Source organism: Nocardiopsis salina YIM 90010 (assembly GCF_000341025.1).
GTDB classification, from domain to species: domain Bacteria; phylum Actinomycetota; class Actinomycetes; order Streptosporangiales; family Streptosporangiaceae; genus Nocardiopsis; species Nocardiopsis salina.
This window is the reverse complement of the sequence record NZ_ANBF01000199.1, coordinates 1-15,497: the sequence shown is the minus strand read 5'-3', so window position 1 is coordinate 15,497 and position 15,497 is coordinate 1. Positions and strand designations below refer to the sequence as shown.

18 protein-coding genes are annotated in these 15,497 nt (G+C 72.9%); 13 read left to right on the top strand and 5 right to left on the bottom strand.

Features of this window, described 5'->3' with window-relative positions; genetic code table 11:
• The 3 genes from D474_RS0122795 to D474_RS0122780 form a co-directional block, all read left to right on the top strand.
• On the top strand, positions 1-2,106 hold a 2,106-nt coding region (locus tag D474_RS0122795; RefSeq protein ID WP_017615797.1), incomplete at its 5' end, for a DEAD/DEAH box helicase.
• Positions 2,103-2,744 (top strand): hypothetical protein, encoded by a 642-nt coding sequence (locus tag D474_RS0122790; RefSeq protein ID WP_017615796.1) that lies wholly within the window; start codon positions 2,103-2,105, stop codon positions 2,742-2,744. The genes D474_RS0122795 and D474_RS0122790, both read left to right, overlap by 4 nt.
• A 351-nt stretch (positions 2,745-3,095) precedes the next feature.
• The gene (locus tag D474_RS0122780; RefSeq protein WP_017615794.1) at positions 3,096-3,932 is read left to right on the top strand and encodes an SAM-dependent methyltransferase; all 837 of its coding nucleotides are present in this window, start codon (positions 3,096-3,098) and stop codon (positions 3,930-3,932) included.
• Between the two features lie 86 nt (positions 3,933-4,018).
• On the opposite strand, the gene pcaD is transcribed toward D474_RS0122780, so the two are convergent.
• Positions 4,019-4,810, bottom strand: a complete 792-nt coding sequence (pcaD, locus tag D474_RS0122775) for a 3-oxoadipate enol-lactonase (RefSeq protein WP_017615793.1) — start codon at positions 4,808-4,810, stop codon at positions 4,019-4,021.
• Positions 4,811-5,005: 195 nt separating this feature from the next.
• Here pcaD and D474_RS0122770 point away from each other — a divergent pair, with 195 nt between their 5' ends.
• Entirely contained in the window at positions 5,006-5,791 is a 786-nt protein-coding gene (locus D474_RS0122770; protein WP_017615792.1) for an IclR family transcriptional regulator, read from the top strand.
• A 69-nt stretch (positions 5,792-5,860) separates the two neighbouring features.
• Here D474_RS0122770 and D474_RS0122765 read toward each other — a convergent pair whose 3' ends face one another.
• A complete protein-coding gene (locus D474_RS0122765; RefSeq protein ID WP_017615791.1) occupies positions 5,861-6,322 on the bottom strand; it encodes a TetR/AcrR family transcriptional regulator in 462 nt (153 codons plus the stop codon).
• Between the two features lie 11 nt (positions 6,323-6,333).
• On the opposite strand from D474_RS0122765, the gene D474_RS0122760 reads away from it, so the two are divergent.
• Both D474_RS0122760 and D474_RS0122755 read left to right on the top strand, forming a co-directional pair.
• The gene (locus D474_RS0122760; protein ID WP_239647154.1) at positions 6,334-6,630 is read left to right on the top strand and encodes a hypothetical protein; all 297 of its coding nucleotides are present in this window, start codon (positions 6,334-6,336) and stop codon (positions 6,628-6,630) included.
• 109 nt (positions 6,631-6,739) lie between these two features.
• On the top strand, positions 6,740-7,621 hold the full coding sequence (locus D474_RS0122755) for an aldo/keto reductase (protein ID WP_017615789.1): 882 nt from the start codon (positions 6,740-6,742) through the stop codon (positions 7,619-7,621).
• 125 nt (positions 7,622-7,746) lie between these two features.
• Here the strand turns inward: D474_RS0122755 and D474_RS0122750 are convergent, their stop codons facing one another.
• The 3 genes from D474_RS0122750 to D474_RS29720 all read right to left on the bottom strand — a co-directional run bounded on the left by D474_RS0122750 (position 7,747) and on the right by D474_RS29720 (position 10,124).
• Entirely contained in the window at positions 7,747-8,268 is a 522-nt protein-coding gene (locus D474_RS0122750) for a GNAT family N-acetyltransferase (RefSeq protein ID WP_026118719.1), read from the bottom strand.
• 54 nt (positions 8,269-8,322) lie between these two features.
• Complete coding sequence (locus D474_RS0122745; RefSeq protein ID WP_017615787.1) at positions 8,323-9,084, bottom strand: thioesterase II family protein; 762 nt, start codon at positions 9,082-9,084, stop codon at positions 8,323-8,325.
• 128 nt (positions 9,085-9,212) lie between these two features.
• On the bottom strand, positions 9,213-10,124 hold the full coding sequence (locus D474_RS29720) for a hypothetical protein (RefSeq protein ID WP_017615786.1): 912 nt from the start codon (positions 10,122-10,124) through the stop codon (positions 9,213-9,215).
• Between the two features lie 264 nt (positions 10,125-10,388).
• Between D474_RS29720 and D474_RS0122735 the strand changes: the two genes are divergently transcribed.
• From D474_RS0122735 to D474_RS0122705, 7 genes are all read left to right on the top strand, one after another.
• Positions 10,389-11,018 (top strand): GTP cyclohydrolase II, encoded by a 630-nt coding sequence (locus tag D474_RS0122735; protein WP_017615785.1) that lies wholly within the window; start codon positions 10,389-10,391, stop codon positions 11,016-11,018.
• On the top strand, positions 11,011-11,730 hold the full coding sequence (locus D474_RS0122730; protein ID WP_239647153.1) for a CDP-alcohol phosphatidyltransferase family protein: 720 nt from the start codon (positions 11,011-11,013) through the stop codon (positions 11,728-11,730). The genes D474_RS0122735 and D474_RS0122730 overlap by 8 nt, the downstream gene beginning before the upstream one ends.
• A 69-nt stretch (positions 11,731-11,799) precedes the next feature.
• Positions 11,800-12,774, top strand: a complete 975-nt coding sequence (locus D474_RS0122725) for a zinc-dependent alcohol dehydrogenase (RefSeq protein WP_017615783.1) — start codon at positions 11,800-11,802, stop codon at positions 12,772-12,774.
• A gap of 48 nt (positions 12,775-12,822) precedes the next feature.
• On the top strand, positions 12,823-13,206 hold the full coding sequence (locus D474_RS0122720; protein ID WP_017615782.1) for a 6-pyruvoyl trahydropterin synthase family protein: 384 nt from the start codon (positions 12,823-12,825) through the stop codon (positions 13,204-13,206).
• 2 nt (positions 13,207-13,208) lie between these two features.
• Positions 13,209-14,249 (top strand): glycosyltransferase family 4 protein, encoded by a 1,041-nt coding sequence (locus D474_RS0122715; protein WP_017615781.1) that lies wholly within the window; start codon positions 13,209-13,211, stop codon positions 14,247-14,249.
• Positions 14,246-15,010: a methyltransferase domain-containing protein gene (locus D474_RS0122710; RefSeq protein ID WP_017615780.1), complete on the top strand. Its 765-nt coding sequence runs from the start codon at positions 14,246-14,248 to the stop codon at positions 15,008-15,010. The genes D474_RS0122715 and D474_RS0122710 overlap by 4 nt, the downstream gene beginning before the upstream one ends.
• Before the next feature lie 67 nt (positions 15,011-15,077).
• On the top strand, positions 15,078-15,497 hold a 420-nt coding region (locus D474_RS0122705), incomplete at its 3' end, for a lysylphosphatidylglycerol synthase domain-containing protein (protein ID WP_017615779.1).

Below are 15,497 nucleotides of genomic sequence, written 5' to 3'. Positions count from 1 at the left end.
CGCCTGCCGCTGGAACAGGTGTGGTCGGGTGAGGGCGCGGCCTGGCTGCCCGGCGACGTGGGCACCACGGCCACCGCGGACCTGCGTGCGGCGGCCCGGCACTACCCGGCGCTGCGGCAGGTGTCCGAACAGGCCGCGCCCACGCACCTGAGCCTGCGCACCGAGGGGGCCGAGTCCTTCATCGCCCGGTACGCGCCCCGGTTGAGCGGGACGGGGTTCGCGGTGGTGCTGCCCGAGTGGGCGGGCCGCCAGGCGCTGGGGATGCGCATGACGGTCTCCGACGGCCGGGGCGAGCGCCGCAGGGGCGGCGTGGGCCCCACCGATCTGGTCGAGGTCTCCTTCGAGGCGCTGCTGGGCGCCGACAGCGGTGGGGAGCCCCTGAACGGGGCGGAGCTGGCCGAGCTCGCCGAGCTGGCGCGCCTCAAGCGCTCCTTGGTGCGGGTGCGCGGGCACTGGTGCGAGATGGACCCGGAGCAGGTCGAGAGCGCCCTGGCGGCGATGCGGCAGCGCGTCCGCATGAGACGTGAGCAGGCGTTGCACATGGCCGTGGGCGTGGAGCAGCCCCCGCTCCCGGTGGCCGACGTGGTCGCCGACGGTCCGCTGGGCCGACTGTTGGACGGGGGCGCGCGGGCCGAGCTGCAGCCGATGGGATCCCCGCGCGGTTTCGAGGGCAAGCTGCGCCCGTACCAGGACCGCGGCGCGTCTTGGCTGCGGTTCATGGGCGAGCTCGGGTTGGGTGCGGTCCTGGCCGACGACATGGGCTTGGGCAAGACGGTGCAGCTGTTGGCGGTGCTGACCGAGGAGCGCGCCGAAGGGGCCGCGACCGGTCCGACGCTGCTGGTGTGCCCGGTGTCGTTGGTGGGCAACTGGCGGCGGGAGGCCGAACGCTTCGCTCCCGGGCTGCGGGTGCACGTCCAGCACGGCCCCGACCGGCCCTCGGGCAACGCGTTGGCGCGGCTGGTGGGCGCCTGCGACCTGGTGGTGACCACCTACGGGGTGGTGGCGCGCGACGGTGAGGAGCTGTCGGCACTGCCCTGGCAGCGGGTGGTGTGCGACGAGGCGCAGGCGTTGAAGAACCACGACACGGCTCAGGCTCGAGCGGTGCGCTCGCTGCCGGCCGAGACCCGTATCGCACTGACCGGGACCCCGGTGGAGAACAACCTGGGTGAGCTGTGGTCGGTGATGGACTTCGCCAATCCGGGGCTGCTCGGCAGCGCGTCCGATTTCCGGCGTGCGTTGGGCGAGCGGGCCGAGGCGGAGCAGGGCGAGGGTGAGAGCACCGATCTGGTGCGCCGTCTGACCGGGCCGTTCGTGTTGCGCCGGCTCAAGACCGACCGTTCGATCATCTCCGACCTGCCGGACAAGCACCTGGTGCAGACGTGGTGCACGCTCACCCCCGAGCAGGCGTCGCTGTACAAGGCGGTGGTGGACGAGATGGCGCGACGCCTGGACGAGGCGGACGAGCACGAACGCAAGGGGCTGGTGCTGACGACGATGGCGCGGCTCAAGGCGATCTGCAACCATCCGGCCCAGTTCCTGGGCGACGGCTCGGCGCTGGCGGGGCGTTCGGGCAAGGTCGATCGTCTGGAGGCGGTGCTGGGCGAGGTCGTGGCCCGGGGGGACAAGGCGCTGTGCTTCACCCAGTACGCGCGTTTCGGGGAGCGCCTGGCGCCGTACCTGCGTTCGCGGCTCGGGGTCCCGGTGCTGTGGTTGCACGGCGGGACCCCGAGGTCGGAGCGGGAGGCGATGGTCGAGCGGTTCCAGAACTCCGCAGGTCCGGCGGTCTTCGTGCTCTCCCTCAAGGCGGCCGGGACGGGGCTGAACCTGACTGCCGCCAACCACGTGGTGCACGTGGACCGCTGGTGGAACCCGGCCGTCGAGAACCAGGCCACGGACCGGGCCTTTCGCATCGGGCAGCGCCGTGACGTGCAGGTGCGCACGATGGTGTGCGTGGGCACGGTCGAGGAACGGGTGGAGGAGATGATGGCACGCAAGAGCGCCCTGGCCGAGGGTGCGGTCGCCACGGGTGAGGAGCGCCTGGCGCAGCTGTCGGTGGAGGAGCTGCGCGAGGTGGTGCGGCTGGCGCCGGAGGCGGTGGCCGGTTGAGCACGTGGGCGCAGTTGGTCGCCGAGGCCCTGCCGACGCCGGAAGGTGCACCGGGGCCGGTGGAGCGCTGGTCGGTGCGCTCCGGCGAGGTGGGTGCACGGGTGGCCGGGCACGAGGTGAGTCTGGCCCGCCCGGTGGCCGAGGAGGAGGACTGGGACCGCGTGTGCGCCGCTCTGGCCTCCCAGCCGGTCTTCTGTGCCCCGGCCCTGGACGGGCGGCTGCCGGTGGAGCTGGGGCGGGTGTTCGAGGTGGTGGGACTGCCGCTGCTGCCCGGGTGGGGACCGCTGGCGGCCTCGTGCACGTGTACGCACTGGGACGGAGTGTGCGCCCACCTGGGGACGCTGGTGGCCGAGCTGGCCGCGCGCGCTGACGCGGACCCGTTCATGCTGGTGCGGTGGGCCGGCGGTGAGAAATCCGCGTTCGTGGCCCGGGTGTCCGCTGCAGCTGCCCACGATGACGGGGAGGAACCCGGGAGGCAGCGGGACGAGGCCCCCGACCCGGGTTCGGCGGCGGCGTTCTGGTCGGAGCCCACCCTGCCCGACCTGCCGGAGGGCCTGTCGGGCACGGGCTCCCGCGTGCGGGCAGCGGCCCCTGGGGCACTGTGGGACGACCTTCCGGTGTTCGACCGCCCCGAGTGATCCCGTCTTCGGCGCGGACGCAACAAGTGGACCTGTCCTCCGCGAAGAAGGCCCGGGTGCCCCTCCCCGACCCCCGCGTCGAGGAAAGCAACAGCGAAATCCGAGGGCACGGGAACGACGGCCTCTGAACCGGCACCCCACCCGGTCCCGGGGCTCGCCGAGAAAGAGTTCATGTGGGCGAATTTCTTCCCGAAAAGCCGGTCGAGCAGGCGGTGCGCGTTCTACGATGCGCCTGAACGGCCGTGTTCCCGCGTGCTCGGAGCCGCCCGCACGCGCGCACCTACGACCACCGAGAAGGAGGCAGGGATCCCGCCCGCCCGACCCCGGGGCGAGGTTGGTCCCGCAGCGCCGATGAACGAACGCATTCCCCCCGGGATCGACATGCGCACGCCCAGTGTCGCACGGATGTACGACTATTTCCTGGGCGGTAAGGACAATTTCACGGTGGACCGGGAATCGGCCGACACCCTACTGGAACACATTCCCGAGATCGCGACGCTGTCGCTGGGCAACCGGGCCTTCCTGACCCGGGCGGTGGACCACGTCGCCCGCCAGGGTGTGCTGCAGTACCTGGACCTGGGGGCGGGCCTACCCACGGTCGAGAACACCCACAACGTCGCCCAGCGCGCCGACCCCCGCGCCCGTGTGGTCTACGTCGACAACGACCCCGTGGTCCTGGTGCACGGGCGGGCGCTGCTGACCGACCGGCCCGGGACCGCGTTCGTACTCAGCGACCTGCGCGACATCGACGGGATCCTGGACTCCGACGAGGTGCGGGCGCTCATCGAGCTGGACGTCCCGGTGTGCCTGATGCTGGTCTCGATGGTGCACTGCCTGCCCGACGAGGACCGCCCCTTCGACCTGGTGCGCCGGACGATGGACCGCCTGGCTCCGGGCTCCTACCTCATCTACTCCCACCTGGTCTCGGACGACCCGGGCACTGCGGCATGGCTGACCGAGCAGATGAACGGCTTCGGGACCCCGTGGGGCCGGGTGCGCTCGCCCCAGGAGGCCGCGGCCGCCTTCGACGGCCTGGTCCCGGTCAGCGCGTGGCCGGACGGGCGCGACGAGGGCCCGCGGGTGGTGGACTGCGCGAGCTGGCGCCACCCGGACTTCGCCCCGGTCGCCCGCCCGCAGGACGACAAGATCACCCTGTGGGAACTGTCCGGGGTCGCCTACAAGCCCTGAGGGCGCCGGTGGGCGGTCACCCCGGTCACGGCGGAACGGCCGGGGCGACCGCCCACCGTGGCGTCCAACGGTCGCTCACCGACCGCTCACCGGGCGCTCAGTTCCGGGCCGGACCGGGCCAGGTGCCAGGTCAGCAGGGTGTTGACCCGCGGGGCCTGCTCCCAGGACAGCAGGTGCGCGGCGTGGTCGAGCACCCTGAGCCGGGCCCCGGGGATGCGGTCGGCGATGAGGGCGGCATTGTCGTCGATGGGGGTCGCAAGGTCCTCGGTTCCACCGACGACGAGGGTGGGAGCGCCGACACGGTACAGGTCATCGCGGACGTCCCACTGCGAGATGGCCTCGCAGCAGGCGGCGTAACCCTCGGCAGGGGTGTCGGCGATGCCGTCGCGCAGTTCGGTCACCTCGTGCGGGCGGGCCTGGGCGAAGTCCTCGGTGAACCAGCGGCCCACAACGGTGTCTGCCAGGGCGACGGGTCCCTGCTCGCGGGCGAGGGCGGCGCGGTCGAGCCAGCTCTGCGGCGGCCCGGCGTAGGGGGAGGTCGCCATCAGAACGAGGCGGTCGATGCGTTCGGGGGCGTTCACCGCCAGCCACTGCCCGACCATTCCGCCCAGGGACAGCCCGGCGTAGTGGGCGCGTTCGACGCCGAGGCGGTCCAGGAGGGCGAGCACGTCCCCTCCCAGGTCGGCCATGGTGTAGGGACCGTCGGGCACCGGGGAGCGACCGTGCCCGCGCATGTCGAAGCGCACGACCCGCAGGGCCGTGGACAGCGCTTCGGCCTGGGGCTCCCACATCTGCGCGGTGGAGCCCAGGGACCCGCCCAGCAGGAGGACGGGTGCGCTCTCGGGCCCGGTGACGGTGTGGTGGAGGTCGACGCTCATGGGGTCCGTGCTCCGTTCGGTTCGGATGGCTCTCGCGCGGGTCCTACCCGGGCGCCGAGCGGATGACGCCGAGTTGCCGGGCGCGAGCCGGATCGCCTGCCGGGCAGGGGTTGGAGACAGCACCTGGCGTAACGCCGGGGCCGTTCGGCATGAGAACATCGGACTCAGCACACCCGATACCAGGAAGGCCCGGCCATGCCCGACGACCAGCCCCGCGGCGGGCACTTCGTGCAGTCGCTGGAACGCGGACTCGCCGTGATCCGCGCCTTCTCGGCCGAACGCCCCTCCATGACGTTGAGTGAGGTGGCCCGCGAGACCGAGCTGACGCGCGCCGCGGCACGGCGGTTCCTGCTCACCCTCGCCGACCTGGGGTACGTGCGCACCGACGGGCGCCTGTTCTCGCTGACCCCGCGCGTGCTCGACCTGGGTTACGCCTATGTGGCATCGGCCGGGCTGCCGGACGTGGCCCAGCCGCACCTGCAGGATCTGTCGGTGCGTGTGCACGAGTCCGCGTCGGCCTCGGTGCTGGACGGCGACGAGGTCCTGTACGTGGCACGGTCGGCGGCCTCGCGCATCATGACGGTGTCGGTGACGGTGGGGACCCGGTTCCCGGCTTCGGCGACGTCGATGGGGCGCGTGCTGTTGGCCGGCCGCGACGACGAGGAGCTGGACCCCTACCTGGAGCGGGTGGAGCTGCCCGCGCTGACGCGTTTCACCCTGACCGATGCAGGGCAGCTTCGCGCGGAGCTGGAACGAGTGCGCGGTCAGGGATACGCGCTGGTCGACCAGGAGCTGGAGGAGGGGCTGCGCTCGCTGGCGATGCCGGTACGCGACCGTTCCGGCGAGGTGGTGGCCGCGGTCAACATCTCCGCACACGCCAACCGCACCTCGATCGACCAGGTGGAGGAGGACCTGCTGCCGGAGCTGCGCACGACCGCCGAGCGCATCGAGTCCGACCTGTGGGCGGTCGACCGGCGCTGACGAAGGTCCGGTATTGCCCTCCCCGACTGTGCCCGGGACCTCGGTCAGCGGCCCCGCGACGGCGACCGCTCAGCGCACCAGGGCTCCGCGCTCGAAGGTGCGCAGGATGCGGGGCACGAGGTCGTGGCGTGAGATGCGCCCGGTGTGCACCAGGTCCAGGCCGGTGAAGACCAGCGCCCACATGACGTGCACGAACCATTCGGGCTCGACGTTGGTGTCCAGGGCCCCTTCCTCCTGCCCGCGGGCGAAGAGGGCGACGATCTCCTCGGGTTCATCGGGCTCCTCCCCCGTGTCGTGGGCCCGCGAGAGCGCGGGGTCGCCGAAGGCGAAGACGACCCGGTCGCCGACCTCGATGTGCGCGGCGATCATGCGGCGCACGGCCTCCAGGGCCGGCCCCTCGTGCAGACGCGCCTCCTCCATGGCCCGGCCGATCTCGGCGAGGGAGTCCTCGTAGGTGGCGGACACGAGTTCGTCGCGGTCCGGGAAGTAGCGGTGCAGGGTGCTGCGCCCGACGTCGGCGGCCCGGGCCACCGCGGACAGGGGTGCGTTGCGGTCCTGGCCCAGGACGGTGGCGGCTGCGCACCGAGGTGCTCTCCCGGGCCCTGGGCCGCGATATCTCCTTCGTGCACTTGAGCCCGGCCGAAGCACGGCAGCTGTGGATCTCGCGCGGTCTGCCGCCGGAGCTGTGCGACTGGCTGCTGTGGGAACCCGATCCCGAGGACGAGCGCGCCGAGTGGGACCTGTCGGAGATCGTCTCCCCCGACTACGAGCGTGTCATGGGGCATCCTGGCCGCAACTACGCCTCGTGGGTGGCCGATCACCTGGACGCCTTCCGCTGAGGCCGGAGCCCGCACCAGCGGCCCCTGCGTGTGTCCGTTGCATCTTGCGGCACCCGGTCCGTCCTGAGATCCTTCCCCGAAACCGGACGAGAGACCGAGCAGGAGCACCGTGACCGACGTACGAGCCACACCGCACATCGCCGAACGGTCGGGAACCTTCCGGATCGGCGGGGACCTCCCGGTCCACCGACTCGGTTTCGGAGCGATGCGTGTCGTGGGCGACGGAGTGTGGGGGCCGCCGCGCGATCGCGACGAGGCTCTGGCCGTGCTGCGCCGGGCGGTTGACCTGGGCATCACCTTCATCGACACCGCCGACTCCTACGGGCCGCAGATCAGCGAACAGTTGATCCGGGAGGCGCTCTACCCCTACGCAGAAGACCTGGTCATCGCGACCAAGGCCGGACTGGCCCGCACCGGCCCCTCCCAGTGGCACAAGCTGGGGCGGCCCGCCTACCTGAAGCAACAGGCCGAGTTGAGCCTGCGCAACCTGGGTGTGGAACGCATCGACCTGTTCCAGCTGCACCGGATCGACCCCGAGGTACCGCTGGCCGACCAGCTGGGCGCGCTGGTGGAACTGCGCGAGCAGGGCAAGATCAACCACATCGGGTTGAGCGAGGTCACGGTGGACGAGCTCAGCGCCGCCCGCGCCATCACGCCGATCGCCTCGGTGCAGAACCAGTACGCGCCCTCGTTCCGGCAGTCCGAGGACGTGCTGGAGCAGTGCGAGAAGGACGGCATCGCCTTCCTGCCGTGGGCACCGGTCGCACGCGGGGAGATGGCCGCGCCGGAGTCCCCACTGGCCTCGATCGCCGCCGAGCACGAGGTCGCGCCGGTGCAGTTGGCGCTGTCGTGGCTGCTGTACCGTTCCCCCGCGATGATCCCGATCCCGGGCACGTCGCGGGTCACGCACCTCGAGGAGAACACGGCTGCGGCCTCGGTGCGGCTGTCGGAGGCCGAGGTGGAGCGCATCAGCCAGTTCCTGGGCAGCTGAGGGGGCCGATCCCGGGAGCACCCGCACCCCGAAACACCGAAGAGGGGCCGTGCGCTGCGCGCGGCCCCTCTCGCGTGTGCACCGGGCGGGCGCCGGCGTCCCGGTCGCCGCCCGGCCGAGGTGCCTCAGCCGGGCCGCAGCCGGAAGACTTGCAACCGCATGTCGTAGTACTTCTCGGTCTCACCGACCCACTCCATGCCCAGCCGGCGGGCGACCGCGATCGCACGTTCGTTCTTGGGCCGGGCGACCGCGAAGATCTCTTCGATCCCCTGTTTGAAGGCCCATTCGGTGATGGCCTCGCTGGCCTCGGTGGCGTACCCCTGGCCCCAGACGTCGGGGCGCAGAGCCCATGTGAGCTCGAAATCCTCCTCGAAGGGCGGAAGGAGCTTCACAGAGAGCCCTCCCACCAGTTGTCCGTCCTCCTTGCGGACGATGGCCCAACGTCCCGCGGGCGGCATCAGGTTCGGTCCCGACTCGATCCAGGCGTGCAGGACCGAACGCATGGCGGCGGCATCGTTGACCGGGCGCCATTCCGGTGTCAGCCAGTGCGCGACCTCGTCGGCCCCGTAGACCTCCAGGGCCGCCTCGGCGTCGCCCAGCTCCCACTCCCGGATGAGGAGCCGGTCAGTAGACAACTCAAGGCTCATAGCACAACGGTAACCCGGGACCAAGCACCGCAACAGGGGGTGGGGTGTTCGGGGTCATGCAACGGCGGGCACCCGGGCGCGGACGTCTCCGACGATGCGTTCGACCACTTCACGCGTGCGGCCGACGAAGTAGAAGTGGTCGCCGGGCAGGGTGTGGTGCTCCAGTGGGCCGTCGGTGTGTTCGCGCCAGGCGGCGAGGCGGGAAGGCGGCATGCCGCGGTCGTCGGCGCCGCCGAGGACCGACACCGGCAGGGACAGCGGCGAGCGCGCGGGGTCGGGGCGCCAGGTGTCGACCAGGCCGAGGTCGGCGCGGACGACAGGAGCGATGCGGGCCCACTGGGCCGGGTCGGCCAGGGCAGCAGCGGACGTGCCACCCATGCGGGCGACGGCCTCGCGGAGTTCGGCGTCGGTGCGCAGGTGGCGGGGCGCGTCCCGTTCGGGCCCGTGTTGGGGACTCCAGGCGGAGACGCCGAGCCAGGCGGGGTCGGGTTCGTCGGGGTCGGCGAGCAGGAGGTGGGCGATCTCGTGGGCGACCAGGGCGCCCATGCTGTGCCCGAAGAGGCCGTAGGGGCGGTCGCGCAGGTCGGCGGTGGCCTCGGCGAAGTGGCGGGCCAGGGCGCGTGCGTCGCCGATGGGTTCGAGGTGGGCTGCGGTGTCGCGCCCGGGGGCCTGCAGCAGACAGATCTCCCAGTCCTCGGGGAAGTGCCGGACCCAGGGACGGTACCCCTGCGCCGTTCCGCCCGCATGGTGCAGGAGGAAGAGCCGGAAACGGCAGTCGGGAACGGTCTTGAGCCTGGTCAGGGCCCCCTGGTGCACTGGTCTCCTCCGTCGCCGGTACGCAGCCGTCGGCCGCCACAACACAGCGAACTTACCAGCGAGTAATAAAAGAGGGGACACAGAGGGGGCCCGCGTCGGCGGTGGAGCGCGGACGGTGGCGGGCGGGCTCAGGTACGGCCCAGCAGGGTTCGCGTTCCCTGCACCCCCGCATACACCAGGGGTAGGGCGACCAGGGTCAGAGCGGCAGCGCTGCGTTCGGCCCAGCCACGGCCGGGAGCGAGTGTGTCCGGTTCCACGAAGGCACCGAGGCTCCCCTCACGCAGGGCAGGGTCGCCCGTGGCCAGCGTGTACAGGAGGGCGGCGGTCCACACCAGCGCGACCAGGGCCAGGAGCGCGCAGGCACCGACGGCCACGAGGGTCCCTCTGGTTCGACGAGACCGGCCCGGGGACCGGTCGGGCAGGGGAGCGCGCACGTCGCGGGCGATCATCACCGCTGCGCTGAGCAGGAGCACACCGAGGACGATGCGGGCCAGGGACCCTGCGGTGGCCTCCTGCACGGCCGGCGGCGCGTCGGCCCCGAAGAGGACGGAGGCCAGATCGACAGCGCTGCCGGAGGGGTCCGGAGGCAGGGCGACCGTGTCGGGGGCCGGCACGGAGAGCCAGGCCAGGGCGGTGACGACCAGGGCGGCGGCGAACACGAACACGGCCCAGGGTCCGCGCGGGAGCAGGCAGAGCAGGAGCGCGTGGCCGAGCACGACGGCGTACCAGGGGTACATCAGTGGAGCCGGTTCGGTGAGCACGATGGCGCCGAGCACGCCCGGTCCCGGGTCCGCCGTGTCCCGCAGGAGGGGGCCCGCGCCGCTGACCAGGACCAGCCCCGCGGCCAGCCCCAGGGCCACACCGGCGCGGCCGACCAGGAACCGGGCCCATGCACCGATACGGGCGCGCAGGCGTGCGCGGAGCTCAGGCGGGCCGGCCTGCGCGGGCGCGGGCGTTTCGGTAGAGCCGGAGGTGTCGCCGGTTGCCCCCGGCGACACGTCACTGGTGGCGTCGCCGGTGTCGCGGTGCTCGGTGTCCATCCGGGCCCTTCTCGGTCGGGGGATACCGCCCGCCCCGAACACCACGGACCCCACCGTCAGGGTTCGCCTGTGGCGGGGCGGTCGGGACCGGGCGTACGGCCGTCCGGTACATGCCCGGAAGGGGCAGGCCTGAGCGCACTTGACCGGAATCGGCCACCCGCCCCGCGGGCTGTTCCCTCTGAGAGGGATGGGGCTCAGGTTTCCTACGGCACGGGTCCGGGCACCGGCGGGGGTGTGTCCGACTGGCGGTGGAACGAGGGGGCCATGAGCGAACAGAGCCTGGATCCGGCGTCGGTGGCCGAGAGCGAACTGGCCACGAGGCGGGGCGTGTTCCGGACCGTGGCCTTCCTCGACCCCGTCGACCGCAACGAACACCTCGCGCTGGTCTCGGGCGAGACAGCGGGGGCCGACGACGTACTCACCCGGGTGCACTCGGAGTGCGTGACCGGGGACGTCTTCGCCGCTCTGCGCTGCGAGTGCGGTGACCAGCTCTCCTCCGCGCTCGACGCCATCGCAGACCACGGAAGCGGCGTCCTGGTCTACCTCCGCGGACACGAGGGGCGCGGGATCGGCCTCGTGGACAAGGCCCGCACCATCGCCCTGCAGGACACCAGCGGGTTGGACACCGTCGATTCGGCGACCGCCCTGGGCCTGCCCGTGGACACCCGCGACTACGGGCCCGCCGCCCGGGTGCTGCGCTACCTTGCGGTGCGTTCGGTCCGGTTGCTGACCAACAACCCCGACAAGGCGCGGGCGCTCACCGCACGCGGGATCCCGGTGCGTTCGCGGGTCCCGCTGCTGGCCCCGGCCCGCCCCGAGAACATGGGGTACCTGACCGCCAAGCGCGACCGGCTGGGCCACGACCTCCCCCATCTGAGGGAGCCCCGTGTCTGAGAGCCCGATGCGGTGGATCGCAGCAGGCGCGGCAGCACAGACGGGCGTCCTCGCGGCCCTGGACCTGTCGGTGGGCCTGACCGCGCCGGCGTGGGCAGCGGGCGCGCTGTACACGCTGGCCGGCACGGCAGTGCTCGGGTGGGCGTCCCGCGGCCGCAGCCTGGGCCCGGCCGACGCCGTGACCACGGTGCGGGCAGTGCTCGTGGGCGGGGTGGTGGCCCTGGTCGCGCAGGGCGGTCCGCCCTGGCCCCTGGTGGCGCTGGCCGCGATCGCGCTGGCCCTGGACCTGGTGGACGGCCTCGTGGCCCGGCGCACCGGGACCGCTTCGGCCTTCGGCGCGCGCTACGACATGGAGGTCGACGCGTTCGTCCTCGTGGTCCTGGGGGTGCACGTGGCCGCGGACCTGGGCCCGTGGGTGCTTCTGGTGGGCGCGTTCCGGTACGTGTTCTGGGCGGCCTCGGTGCCCTGGCCCTGGCTGGCCGTTCCGCTGCCCGAACGGCGCTCGCGCAAGGCGGTGGCCGCGGTCCAGGGAATTGCGCTGGTGGCCGCAGCAGCACCCGTGGTTCCGGCCCCGGCCGCCGCTGCCCTGGTGGGATCGGCGCTGGCGATGCTCGTGTGGTCCTTCGGCCGGGACGTGCGGTGGCTGCTACGGCGCCACCGGGCCCGTGGACGGGGACCCGCCGGGACGGTCCAGGGGCTCCTGAGAGGGTAGGGAATCGGCGTGCCGGCTCCGGGTCGTCGCGCCGTGCCCGACCCGACACCGGCCAGGAAAGGGGTCAGCGTGGGACACAGCGGCCGCGCGTTCTGGGTGAACTCCCCCGGCAGGGGCGAGATCCGCGACGTGGATCTGCCCGCCCCGGAAGCGGGACAGGCCCTGGTCAGATCCAGGTACTCGGGGATCAGCCGGGGCACCGAGACCCTCGTGTTCGACGGGGGTGTGCCCGCCAATCAGTACGAGGTGATGCGGGCACCCTTCCAGGAGGGGGACTTCCCCGGTCCGCTCAAGTACGGATACCTCAACGTCGGCGAGGTCGAGCAGGGCCCGGCCGACCTCGTCGGACGCACCGTCTTCACCCTCTTTCCCCACCAGGACCGTTTCGTGGTCCCCGTCGAGGCGCTGTCCCTGGTCCCGGCCCCGGTTCCGGCCGAGCGCGCCGTACTGGCCGGGACCGTGGAGACGGCCGTCAACGCGCTCTGGGACGCCTCCCCCAGGGTCGGCGACCGGGTCGCGGTCGTGGGTGCGGGCATGGTCGGCTGCTGTGTGGCCCGCCTGGTCTCGCGTGTGCCCGGGACCCGGGTACAGCTGGTCGACGTCGTGCCCGAGCGCGCCGAGACCGCCGACGCACTCGGGGTGGACTTCGCCGCGCCCGTCGAAGCCGACACCGACTGCGACCTGGTCTTCCACACCAGCGCGACCGAGTCCGGCCTGACCCGTTCGCTGGACCTGCTCGCACCGGAGGGCGAGGTCGTGGAACTGAGCTGGTACGGGGACCGGCAGGTGATACTGCCGCTGGGCGAGGACTTCCACTCCCAGCGGTTGGCCGTGCGCGCCAGCCAGGTCGGCATGATCTCCCCGGCCCGCAGGTCGCGCTACGACCACGCCGAACGACTGGCGCTGGCACTGCGGCTGCTCGCCGACCCGGCCTTCGACGCGCTGCTGACCGGACAGAGCCGGTTCGAGGACCTGCCGGAAGTACTGCCGCGCCTGGCCGACGGGAGCATTCCTGCGCTGTGCCACCGGGTGGTCTACGACTGACCGGCGCCGCCGACCGTGCCGGGAAACCGACGAAGGGAGCAGCACAGCGTGTACAGCGTCACCGTCCGCGACCACATGATGGTCGCGCACAGTTTCAGGGGTGAGGTCTTCGGCCCTGCCCAGGCCCTGCACGGGGCCACGTTCGTGGTCGACGCGACCTTCCGCCGCCGGGACCTGGACCCCGACGGGGTGGTCGTCGACATCGCCGAGGCCGCCGAGATCCTGTCGGCGGTCCTGGGCGGGCTCAACCACCGCAACCTCGACGACGATCCGGACTTCGCGGGGGTCAACACCACGTCCGAGTACCTGGCCGGGGTCGTGGCCCAGCGGGTCGCCGACCGGATCGGTGCCCGTGACCGCGGCCTGGCCGGGCTGAGCGTGACCCTGCACGAGTCCCACGTGGCCTGGGCCTCCTTCGACCTCGAACTTTGACAGTGTTCGTGGTGCCGGAATCGGCGGCGCCCAGCGGCGGCGACGTCTACGACCGTCGCCTGGCCGAAGCGCTCGCGGCCCGGGGCAGTCCGGTGCGGATGGTGCAGGTGTCCGGTTCCTGGCCGGTACCGTCGGCCGACGACCGCGCCGGGCTCGCGCGTGTACTGGCGTCCCTGGACGAGGGCACCGTGGTGCTCCTGGACGGTCTGGTGGCGTGCGCGGCACCCGAGGTGCTGACGGTGCACGGTCGCCGGTTGCGGCTGGTGGTCCTGGTGCACCTTCCGCTCGCGCTGGAGGGCGGGCTCACCGCCTCCGAGGCCGCCGACCGGCACGCACACGAACACCGCGCCCTGCGCTCGGCCCGCCGTGTGGTGGCCACCAGCGACTGGGCCCGACGCCACCTCCAGGAACAACACGGCCTGGCCGAGGTGGCCGCCATCGCACCCGGCACCGACCCCGCTCCATCGGCTCCGGGCACGGACGGGCGGTCCCACCTGGTGTGTGTGGCCTCGCTGACCCCGCGCAAGGGTCACGACGTACTGTTCGACGCCCTCGTCCGCCTCGGCACGGAACCGTGGCGCCTGACTTGCGTGGGTGCGGGACCGGGCGCCCACGCCGACGACCTGCGCGCGACGGTCGACGAGCGCGGATGGCGGGACCGCGTGCGCTTCACCGGCCCTCTGAGCGGCGCAGAGTTGGAGGGGGCCCGCGCGGCCGCGGACGTGTGTGTGCTCGCCTCCCGAGCGGAGACCTTCGGTATGGCGGTGACCGAGTCCCTGGCACGCGGGGTCCCGGTCGTGGCCACCCGGACCGGCGGGGTGTCCGAGGCGCTCGGCCGCGCACCCGACGGCTCCCGCCCCGGGCTGCTGGTCCCGCCCGGAGACCCCGCGGCCCTGTCCGGGGCGCTGCGCGAGTGGTGGGACGATCCGGGGCTGCGACGGCGTCTGCGGCGTTCGGCCGGCCTGCGCAGGGGGACCTTGGCAGGATGGGGCCAGGCGGCCGCGGGCATGGCCGCCCTGCTCGACCGTGAGAGGTGGCTGTGAGCATCGCGGAGGGGTTCGCGCCCGAGTGGTTGGCCCTGCGGGAGAACGCCGACGCCGAGGCACGAGCCACCGAAACGCCGGCCCTCTTCTACGGGCACGGCACACTCGTGGCCGATCTGGGGTGCGGAACGGGGTCCATGGCCCGGTGGTTGGTACCGCGCCTGCCCGGATCGGGGCGGTGGCTGCTGGTCGACCGCGACCCCGCGCTGCTGGAGCTCGCCCGGCGTTCCGTCCCTGCTCCGGCGCGGACGTTGGAGGCGGACCTGGACACGCTCCACCCCGGGGACCTGCGCGGGGCGAGCCTGGTGGTGGCCTCGGCGCTGCTCGATCTGCTGACCGAGGACCAGGCCGTGCACCTGGCACGCACGGTCGTGGAACTGGGGTGCCCGGCGCTGTTCACATTGACGGTGCTGGGCCGGGTGGAACTGTGGCCGTCGGACCCGTGGGACGGGGAATTCGCCGCTGCCTTCGATGCCCACCAGCGACGCGGCGGCCGTCTCGGGCCGGACGCTGCACCTCTGCTGACCGAGGTCCTGCACCGGTTCGGGCGGCGGGTACGGCACTTCCCGAGCCCGTGGCACCTGGGCCCGCACCGCCCCGAGCTGACCGAGGCGTGGCTGCGCGGGTGGGTCGGGGCCGCCGCGAAGCACCACCCGGCCCTGCCTGCTCGCGCCTACCTGGAGCGGCGTCTGGCCGCGCACGCCGAGGGGCGCCTGCACGCCACGGTGCACCACACCGACCTGGCCGTGCTGCCGTCGTGAACCCGACGCGAACGCCCCGGGCAACGGGGCGCACGAGCGGGTAGGGCATCGTACGAAGGGGGAAGCCGTGCCGGTGGTAGAGGAACGTGCTCCGTCCCGGGGCCGCAGGCCGTGGGACCCGGTCCGGCGCGGGCGGACCGGCGCATGGCTGCGCACGTGCGCGGGCGCGGCCGTCCTGCTCGCGGTGGTGTGGTGGTTCCCCGCGGAGGCCTTCACCTCGGCCTTCGCGGCCCTGCAACCATCCGTCCTGCTCTGGGCGCTGGGCGCAGGCGCGGTGACGACGGTGGCCAGCGCGGCCCGTTGGGTCGTGGTCGCTCGGGCGGTGGGGCTGCGGCTGTCGTGGCCGCGGGCGGTGGCCGACTACTACCTGGCGGTGCTGCTCAACGCGGTGCTGCCCGCCGGTGTGCTCGGCGACGTGCACCGGGCGGTCAGCCACGGACGCGACACCGGTGAGCTGGGGCGCGGTGTGCGTGCGGTGGTTCTGGAA

Bases quoted from the DNA above. Each gene is read 5' to 3' on its own strand.
- D474_RS0122780 (WP_017615794.1), top strand. From the start codon at position 3,096: ATGAACGAACGCATTCCCCCCGGGATCGACATGCGCACGCCCAGTGTC.
- pcaD (WP_017615793.1), bottom strand. From the start codon at position 4,810: ATGAGCGTCGACCTCCACCACACCGTCACCGGGCCCGAGAGCGCACCC.
- D474_RS0122750 (WP_026118719.1), bottom strand. From the start codon at position 8,268: ATGAGCCTTGAGTTGTCTACTGACCGGCTCCTCATCCGGGAGTGGGAG.
- D474_RS0122735 (WP_017615785.1), top strand. From the start codon at position 10,389: ATGAGCGAACAGAGCCTGGATCCGGCGTCGGTGGCCGAGAGCGAACTG.
- D474_RS29720 (WP_017615786.1), bottom strand. From the start codon at position 10,124: ATGGACACCGAGCACCGCGACACCGGCGACGCCACCAGTGACGTGTCG.
- D474_RS0122770 (WP_017615792.1), top strand. From the start codon at position 5,006: ATGCCCGACGACCAGCCCCGCGGCGGGCACTTCGTGCAGTCGCTGGAA.